This is a genomic window from Psychrobacillus sp., from assembly GCF_056205495.1.
This window is the reverse complement of the sequence record NZ_JBAEAP010000282.1, coordinates 1-7763: the sequence shown is the minus strand read 5'-3', so window position 1 is coordinate 7763 and position 7763 is coordinate 1. Positions and strand designations below refer to the sequence as shown.

Sequence of the window (7763 nt, the reverse complement as noted above, 5' to 3'; positions counted from 1 at the left end):
TACGTATGTCTAAGGTAGTTGTTGCTAGTGATAGCAATTTGGTGATGTTAGGGGATTTAACTTCTCCAGGTGTTTTGCTAACATTATTTGGTTTAATATTCACAGTCATTTTGATGGTACGTAATATAAATGGTGCATTATTTATCGGTATGGTTATTACTGGTATTGTAGCTGCACTTACCAATCAATTAAAGATTGAAAAAGTGGTAGCTTTACCACATCTACCGGAAGGTATTTTAATTTGGAATCCCATAGAAGCAATTGGAGAGGTTATTTCTTACGGTTTATATGGAGTAGTATTCTCCTTTATTTTAGTTACGCTTTTTGACACAACAGGTACGATGGTTGGGGTTGCTAAGCAAGCTGGCTTGATGAAAGACGATAAGCTTCCACGTGCACGCCAAGCGCTATTAGCAGATTCAGTAGCTACTACTGTTGGATCAATGTTCGGAACTAGTCCAACAACAGCATTTGTTGAGTCTTCCTCTGGTGTAGCTGTTGGTGGTCGTACTGGTTTAACTAGCTTAACTGTAGCTGTGTTATTCATCGTTGCATCATTCTTCGGACCTTTAGTAGGTGCGCTGTCCAGTGTTGCAGCTATTACCTCGCCAACCTTAATTATCGTTGGCGCATTGATGATTGGATCTGTAAAAGAGATTGAGTGGAGTAAATTTGACGAAGCATTCCCAGCATTCTTAATTATCTTAATCATGCCCCTTACATCAAGCATTTCAACAGGTATTGCTTTTGGATTTATCGTTTATCCACTGTTGAAAGTAATTAAAGGGGAAGCGAAAAAAGTTAATATCATGCTTTATATTTTCGCTGTCCTATTTGCATTTCAATTGATTTTCTTACCTCACTAATAAATATAAATAAAGGTTGAGATAAAAATCTCCTCCAAATAAAAAGACTCAAAAAATCTACGAAATGGTAAAGTTTTCGGTGCTTCTATTCAAATTTCTGTAGTTGTTTTCCGTTACAGCGGACGCTTTCCGGGGGCACGGCTTCAATCTCCTCGTCGCTTTGCTCCTGTGGGGCTTTCAGCTCGTGCTGTTCCCCCAGGAGTCGCCGCTTCCTCTCCAAACAGATAGAATGGAAACAAGAAATTACCTAACTTAAAAAAAGAAGAAAAACATGAAATCAAGTTATCGATTTCATGTTTTTTTAATTTATTGCTATGTAATTTCTACATGGCAATATAGGAATTCAACAAAAACTGTTGGTTTATTAAATAAAAAAGCTTTGCTGAATAAGAGCTATTTTCTTTAGTATTGCTTTTATCTTAATAACTCTGGTGACCTTCGTTAGTTGATTTCTAACACTATAGAAAAAACGCTTGGAGTTTTCCAAGCGTTTTACTTTTAAAATATTATATGTGCAACTGCTGCTATGATTGGGAATGAAATCAGCGTACGTAATAAGAAAATAACGATTAAGTCTTTAAAGTTAACCGGTATTTTAGAGCCGAGTAATAATCCGCCAACCTCAGACATGTAGATCAACTGAGTAACTGACATAGTTGCTATAAAGAATCTTGTAAGCTCAGAGTCAATTGATGCACCTAAAATAGTAGGCAGGAACATATCGGCAAAGCCAACTACCATTGTTTGTGCAGCCTCTGCAGCCTCAGGTATTCCGAATAATAGAAGCAATGGCTCAAATGGTTTACCTAATATAGTGAAGAAGGGGGTGTACTCAGCAAGCATTAATGCAATTGTTCCAAATGCTAATACTACGGGAGCAACGCCAATATACATATCGATAACATTCTTAATTCCATCAGAGAAGAACTTCGTAATAGAACGATTTTTATCAGCTGTTTTTAAGGCATTTTCTAAACCATGTGTGACAGCATTATAATTCTCAGGAAATTTCTCTGCATCCAAGTCTAATGGGCGTCCATCAATATGCACATCCTCTTTGCCAGCTAAAGGATAAATACGAGGCATGATAAATGCCAGGACAACACCACATAGTAGTACGGTTAAGTAATAAGGAGCAAAGTATTTCTCTAGACCAACTTGTTCCAATACGACGATACAGAAGGTTATAGATACAACGGAAAAAGTGGAGCCAATAATTGCAGCTTCTTTTTTCGTATAATAGCCTTCTTCATATTGTCTGCTCGTCAACAAGACACCAATTGTTCCATCTCCAACCCAGGATGTAAGTGCATCGACTGCTGATCGTCCTGGAAGCTTAAACAGTGGGCGCATGATTTTGACCATCATCGTGCCGAAAAATTCCAATAGCCCAAAATTCAATAAGAGTGGCAGTAATAAGCCAGCAAATAAGAAAATCGTGAATAGGAAGGAAACCAATCCATCTGGTGCTAACAAAAGCCCTCCCGTATCCTCACTCCAAATAGCCTCTGGACCAATTTGGAAAATGATTAAGACAGAAAAAACTGCACCGACAACTCTTGTGATTGTCCAGAATATAGAAACTTTAAAAAGATTATTAATAAACGAATCGTTCTTTGGAATAAATAAAAATATTAAAGAACCAATAGCTGCAAGGAATAAGGTGATTAAAGCGATCCAATGAACAACTGGTTCAAGTACACCAGATAATAGACTTGCAAACCATGCGATAGGAATCTTTATTTCTCCTCCGATTGGTAACGGGGTCATGAAAAGGATGACACCAGCTATAGAAGGGAGAAGAAAGAGAAGCCAAGTAAATAAGCTGAATTTTTTCAAGTGAAGGCCAACTTTCTTTTTGAATAATTATGCATGAAATAGATGTTTTACACATGATAATTCATTAGAGAAGCTAAGTCTATAGCTATGAGCAATGTTCTATTATTCGAAATCTTTATTAAAATCGTATGTGTAGAAGCGTTCAAAGTGTAACCAGTTTTCTGCTTCTGGTTCTCCGTCTGCTAGACGTTTTTCCATTTCTTCTAGCATCCAAGCCGTTTGAGAAATATGGGCACGCATAGAACCCATTTTTTCTTCACTCGATTCAGAAATGTTATGGATGATGTCTGGTTCTCCTAATACATCTTTCGAATCATTCGAAAAAGCTAGTGCATAAACCTTTGGACGTTGATCCTTTGGCATTCTGCGTACAGCACGAATCATTGCTCTACCGGTAGCATCATGGTCAGGATGCACAGCGTAGTTAGGATAGAAGGTAATAACTAAAGAAGGATTCGTATCAGCGATTAAATCCTCCATCATTTGGACCATTTTTTCATCATCTTCAAATTCTACTGTTTTGTCACGAAGACCCATCATTCTTAAATCGGTAACACCCATAGCTTTTGCAGAGGCTAGCAGCTCTTGCTTTCTAACTTGTGGCAGTGTCTCGCGAGTTGCAAAAGGAGGGTTTCCAAGATTGCGACCCATTTCCCCTAGAGTCAAGCATGCATATGTAACAGGGATTCCTTGTTTTACATAAGTAGCTATTGTTCCAGAAACTCCAAAAGCCTCGTCATCAGGGTGAGGGAATACGACCAACAAAGATCGTTCCATTGGTAAAGTCATTTTTCTTCCTCCTTAATATGTAAACGGTGTTTTGCTGATTTCAAGTGCTACTGCTAGCTTTCCACTTTGATCGTGACCAGCCATTAATAATCTACCATGCTCATCTAATTCATAATGTGTAATACCTTGAGCATATACCCATCCATGAGGGAGCTTTAAACCTACGCGATGAGGAGCATCTCCAGCTACCTTACCAAGCTCGTAGCGAATCACCACATTGCGAATAAATGCACCAGCATTAAACACATTTTCGTTGAAATGAGTGGCATAAGCACCATTTGTTGTTTCTAAATGAATGTATACATCTTCATTTGCAAAGCTATTTAATAGCTCTTGTAATTGTTCCTTATTCACTATTTCCATACTTTCATTGCCTCCTAGCATACTGTCTGTTAATAGTATAATGAAAAATAGTTCTGCAAGCGAATGATTGAGCCATTATTTAAGTCAATCTACATGAAATATAAAAACTCGCAAAGCCCTGTTAGACTTTGCGAGTAAGGGGTTTATTTAGACTGTAGTTGTTGTCACTTCTGGAGCACCAAATTTTCCTTTAGCGCCATGAAGTACCGGTCCTACGTATTGGTTTAACTTCCAGCCGTGAGCGATTGCAGAGGAAACAAATTCTTTAGCTTCTAGTACGGACTCAGCAACTGATAGGCCATTTGCTAGGTTTGCTGTAATCGCAGCAGCAAATGTACATCCGGCACCATGGTTATAAGTCGTTTCCGTTTTTTCTGTTTCTAATAATGTGTGAGTTTGTCCATCATAGAAAAGGTCAACTGCTTTATCGTGGGCCAATTGTTTACCGCCCTTGATCACTACATTTTTTGCCCCAAGCTCATGAATTTTTTCGGCAGCTGCCTTCATGTCTTCGATTGATTTAAGAATTCCTAGTCCTGAAAGCTGACCAGCTTCAAATAGATTTGGAGTAACAACAAGTGCACGTGGCAATAAATGAGTAATCATGGAGTCTACAGTACCTGGGTTCAATACCTCATCTTCACCCTTACAAACCATGACAGGATCGATTACGATACTAGTCACACCGGACTCTTCAATAATTTTACCTGCTGCTTCGATTATATCCTCTGTACTTAGCATACCGGTTTTAATAGCATCTACATTAGTGGATAGAGCCGTTTTCGCTTGACGTTTGATTTCATCCACAGGAAGGGAAAACACATGGTGACTCCAATTATTTTCCGGGTCCATTGTAGCGATGACAGTGAGAACATTCATACCATAGGTTCCATGCTCTTGGAATGTTTTTAAGTCTGCTTGTATACCAGCGCCGCCAGAAGTATCAGAACCTGCAATTGTTAATGTTTTTTTAATAGACATGTAAAAGTTCTCCTTTTGCGTGAAAGTTATTTCATTAATTGTATCAGATAGATATGAAAATTCAATTACGGCAGCTTTGGAGCAGTCCAAAGCTTGAACACTATAAAAGCAAATGTGATTGAAACGAAAAGAGTTATCGTCCCGCCAATATAAATTTTATTTATATAAAGTGAGATAGTTAAGTAAACAAGGATTCCTATAAAAAATATAGTTCCTAGTAAAAAGCAACCGAAACCCATACTCGTTGCCTTTGGTGGAACATCGTTTTTCACAGCTGAATCCTCCAGTTTTTTTAGTTTTTCTCGAAATTCAAAATTTGCCATATGCATTTCCCCTTTTTACCATCGTATCATTGGGCGGAATAGTTGTTAATAGGGAAACTTTTCGATACTGTAAACGTAGTAGTTTAATAGAAGGAGAGGGATGAGGATGAAACAAGATGACAAGATTCGAGAAATGGAAAAGCTATTAAAAGAATTGAAAGCTCAAAATGAGGAAAGTGCTGCTACCATCGTAGAAGATTCTCCTAGGCGAGGAGGGTTAAACCTCTGGAGGATGCCATTATTTTTATCTAGATTCAAATTTAAAACAATCTTGCTCATCTCAGTCTTAGCATTCTTACTAATTGCAGCATTGCCATTTGCAGCATTCTGGGCGATCCAAGGTAGTACCTTTACGGAATCCAAGGGTTCCTTTGTTGAAAGAGTACAAGGTCTTAATGAGTTATCAACTGCGCAAGCATATACGAAAGTAATTATAGAACGACAAGATAATGCAGTATTTGGAAAAGAGATTGGACTAGACTTACCAGGAACCAAAAGGCAGCTTTTAGTCGTAGTTCCAGGATCCGTGAAGGCAGGGGTTAATTTTTCAGAGGTAACCGAATCAGATATTAAGGTTAATGAAGAAAACAAGACTGCTGTTTTAACATTGCCTAAACCAGAATTTTTAGGAGGACCTGAAATACTGTTTGACCAAGTAGAGGTATTTTCGTATGAAGGATTATTTCGTGAAAAGGCAGACATAGAAGAAGCCTATGAACTAGCTGCAACCGCCAAAGAAATGATGATTGAAGAATCTACCGGACAAGGTATTCTGGAGCTTGCAGAAGAAAATGCCGTAAAATCCGTACAGGAAATGTTCCAGCTCATTGAATATGACGTGCAAGTGGAGTTTAAGGAGTGATTAAATGCCAAATTGGAAAGAATTATTAGGTGCAGAATGGGATAAGCCTTATTTTAAGGAGCTACAGTCCTTTCTAGATCAGGAATATGCTGAGCACACGATCTATCCACCACGAGAAGAGGTGGGAAGTGCGTTTCGATTAACGCCATATGATGATGTGAAGGTGGTTATACTAGGTCAAGACCCATATCATGGTCCAGGCCAGGCCCATGGCTTAAGCTTTTCAGTAAAGCCAGAAGTTAAAATTCCACCAAGCTTGCGTAACATGTTCAAGGAGCTAGAAGATGATTTAGGATGTCCAATCCCTTCACACGGTTATCTAGAAAAATGGGCGAAGCAGGGTGTCTTGTTGTTAAATACGGTTTTAACTGTCAGAGCAGGTGAGGCAAACTCGCATAAAGGCATGGGCTGGGAGCGCTTCACAGATACCGTTATACAGAAGCTATCTGAACGTGAAAAGCCAATTATTTTTGTTTTATGGGGTAAGCCTGCACAAGCTAAGTTAAAGCTGATCGACACGACCAAACACTACATTATCCAATCAACTCACCCAAGTCCTCTAAGTGCTCACCGAGGATTCTTGGGAAGCAGACCCTACTCTCAAATAAATGAACAGTTAGTGTCCATGAATGAAAAGCCAATCGATTTTTGCCTCTAATTATGCTAGGATAACGATAGAAAGTAGGGAGAAAAATTGGCTGTAAATTGTTTTAAGTGTCGACATTTTTTTACCACCTGGGATGCGAATCATCCACGTGGCTGTAGGGCTTACCAATTTAAAACAAGGGAGCTTCCTTCTGCGTTAGTCAAAAGATCCTCAGGCGTGGAGTGCTTAAAATTTGAACCAAAGCAACTGGAGGGGCATAACAAGTGATTTCGAACAGACAGATTTTAATGCAAATAGAAAAACAGCTTCAAGAGGCAAAGACTGCATCGGGGGAACAATCCATCCGGGAAAGTTTAGCGGCTATAAAGGCTTTATGTGACGTAGCTCTAACTGTGCCACAAACAGAAAGTCCAATAGTACTTCAAACGCCCTCCGTTAAGGCAGCAAACTTAACTGTCCCTTCTGCACCCTTGAAGGAAGACGATGCAAACGGAGAGTCATTATTTGATTTTTAATAATAGAAAGTAGGGAACAACTTGAAATTTTTTATCATCGCAGGTGCTATTAATGGCTTCCTATCCGTAGCCCTTGGAGCATTCGGAGCACATTTATTAGAAGGTAGAGTTGCTGACAAGTATTTAGCGACATGGGAAACAGCGGTTCAATATCAAATGTTTCATGCGCTTGCATTAGTTGCCATTGGTATTCTAATGAGCAGTAAGCTATTAGGACCTGTGTCACAATTAAACGTAGCAGGCTATTTAATCCTAGCTGGTATCGTTATTTTCTCTGGAAGTTTGTACGTACTTAGCTTAACGGGAATTAGTATTTTAGGAGCAATTACACCAATCGGTGGAGTGGCATTCCTAATCGGCTGGGTTATGCTAATCGTTGCAGCCGTAAAATATGCAAATTAATGATTTTAAAAGCGAGCTCTAGAGTTTCATAACTGTCCCGCAGATGTAGGCATTAGTCTATCATTTGCGGTTTTTTATGGTAAAAGCATTTTTTACGACAGAAGGTTGAATGATAGATACTTTATATAATGGTAAATAAGAATTGCTAAATCCCGTTCCAGACGGACGCTTTCCGCCGGCATGGCCTCAGCCTCCTCGTCGCTACGCTCCTGTGGG

Annotated in this window: 10 protein-coding genes; 5 read left to right on the top strand and 5 right to left on the bottom strand. The window is 39.1% G+C overall.

The window, feature by feature from the left end:
* On the top strand, positions 1 to 866 hold an 866-nt coding region (locus tag AC06OU_RS08330), incomplete at its 5' end, for an NCS2 family permease (protein ID WP_475855161.1).
* A 498-nt stretch (positions 867 to 1364) separates the two neighbouring features.
* On the opposite strand, the gene AC06OU_RS08325 is transcribed toward AC06OU_RS08330, so the two are convergent.
* From AC06OU_RS08325 to AC06OU_RS08305, 5 genes are all read right to left on the bottom strand, one after another.
* Complete coding sequence (locus AC06OU_RS08325; protein WP_475855159.1) at positions 1365 to 2705, bottom strand: YjiH family protein; 1341 nt, start codon at positions 2703 to 2705, stop codon at positions 1365 to 1367.
* A gap of 102 nt (positions 2706 to 2807) precedes the next feature.
* Positions 2808 to 3494, bottom strand: a complete 687-nt coding sequence (gene bshB2 / locus AC06OU_RS08320; protein WP_475855158.1) for a bacillithiol biosynthesis deacetylase BshB2 — start codon at positions 3492 to 3494, stop codon at positions 2808 to 2810.
* Positions 3495 to 3506: 12 nt separating this feature from the next.
* Positions 3507 to 3857, bottom strand: a complete 351-nt coding sequence (locus AC06OU_RS08315) for a YojF family protein (RefSeq protein WP_475855157.1) — start codon at positions 3855 to 3857, stop codon at positions 3507 to 3509.
* Positions 3858 to 4004: 147 nt separating this feature from the next.
* On the bottom strand, positions 4005 to 4838 hold the full coding sequence (gene thiD, locus AC06OU_RS08310; RefSeq protein WP_251557152.1) for a bifunctional hydroxymethylpyrimidine kinase/phosphomethylpyrimidine kinase: 834 nt from the start codon (positions 4836 to 4838) through the stop codon (positions 4005 to 4007).
* A gap of 65 nt (positions 4839 to 4903) precedes the next feature.
* Complete coding sequence (locus AC06OU_RS08305; protein WP_298468065.1) at positions 4904 to 5161, bottom strand: hypothetical protein; 258 nt, start codon at positions 5159 to 5161, stop codon at positions 4904 to 4906.
* 106 nt (positions 5162 to 5267) lie between these two features.
* Here AC06OU_RS08305 and AC06OU_RS08300 point away from each other — a divergent pair, with 106 nt between their 5' ends.
* The 4 genes from AC06OU_RS08300 to AC06OU_RS08285 all read left to right on the top strand — a co-directional run bounded on the left by AC06OU_RS08300 (position 5268) and on the right by AC06OU_RS08285 (position 7547).
* Entirely contained in the window at positions 5268 to 6023 is a 756-nt protein-coding gene (locus AC06OU_RS08300; protein ID WP_251557148.1) for a DUF4230 domain-containing protein, read from the top strand.
* Between the two features lie 4 nt (positions 6024 to 6027).
* Positions 6028 to 6681, top strand: coding sequence for a uracil-DNA glycosylase (locus AC06OU_RS08295; RefSeq protein WP_475855154.1), 654 nt, complete (start codon positions 6028 to 6030; stop codon positions 6679 to 6681).
* 212 nt (positions 6682 to 6893) lie between these two features.
* Positions 6894 to 7145 carry a YwdI family protein gene (locus tag AC06OU_RS08290; protein WP_298468074.1) on the top strand — a complete coding sequence of 84 codons (252 nt, stop codon included), beginning with the start codon at positions 6894 to 6896 and terminating at the stop codon, positions 7143 to 7145.
* Positions 7146 to 7166: 21 nt separating this feature from the next.
* Positions 7167 to 7547: a DUF423 domain-containing protein gene (locus AC06OU_RS08285; protein WP_169361458.1), complete on the top strand. Its 381-nt coding sequence runs from the start codon at positions 7167 to 7169 to the stop codon at positions 7545 to 7547.
* Positions 7548 to 7763: the final 216 nt, after the last annotated feature.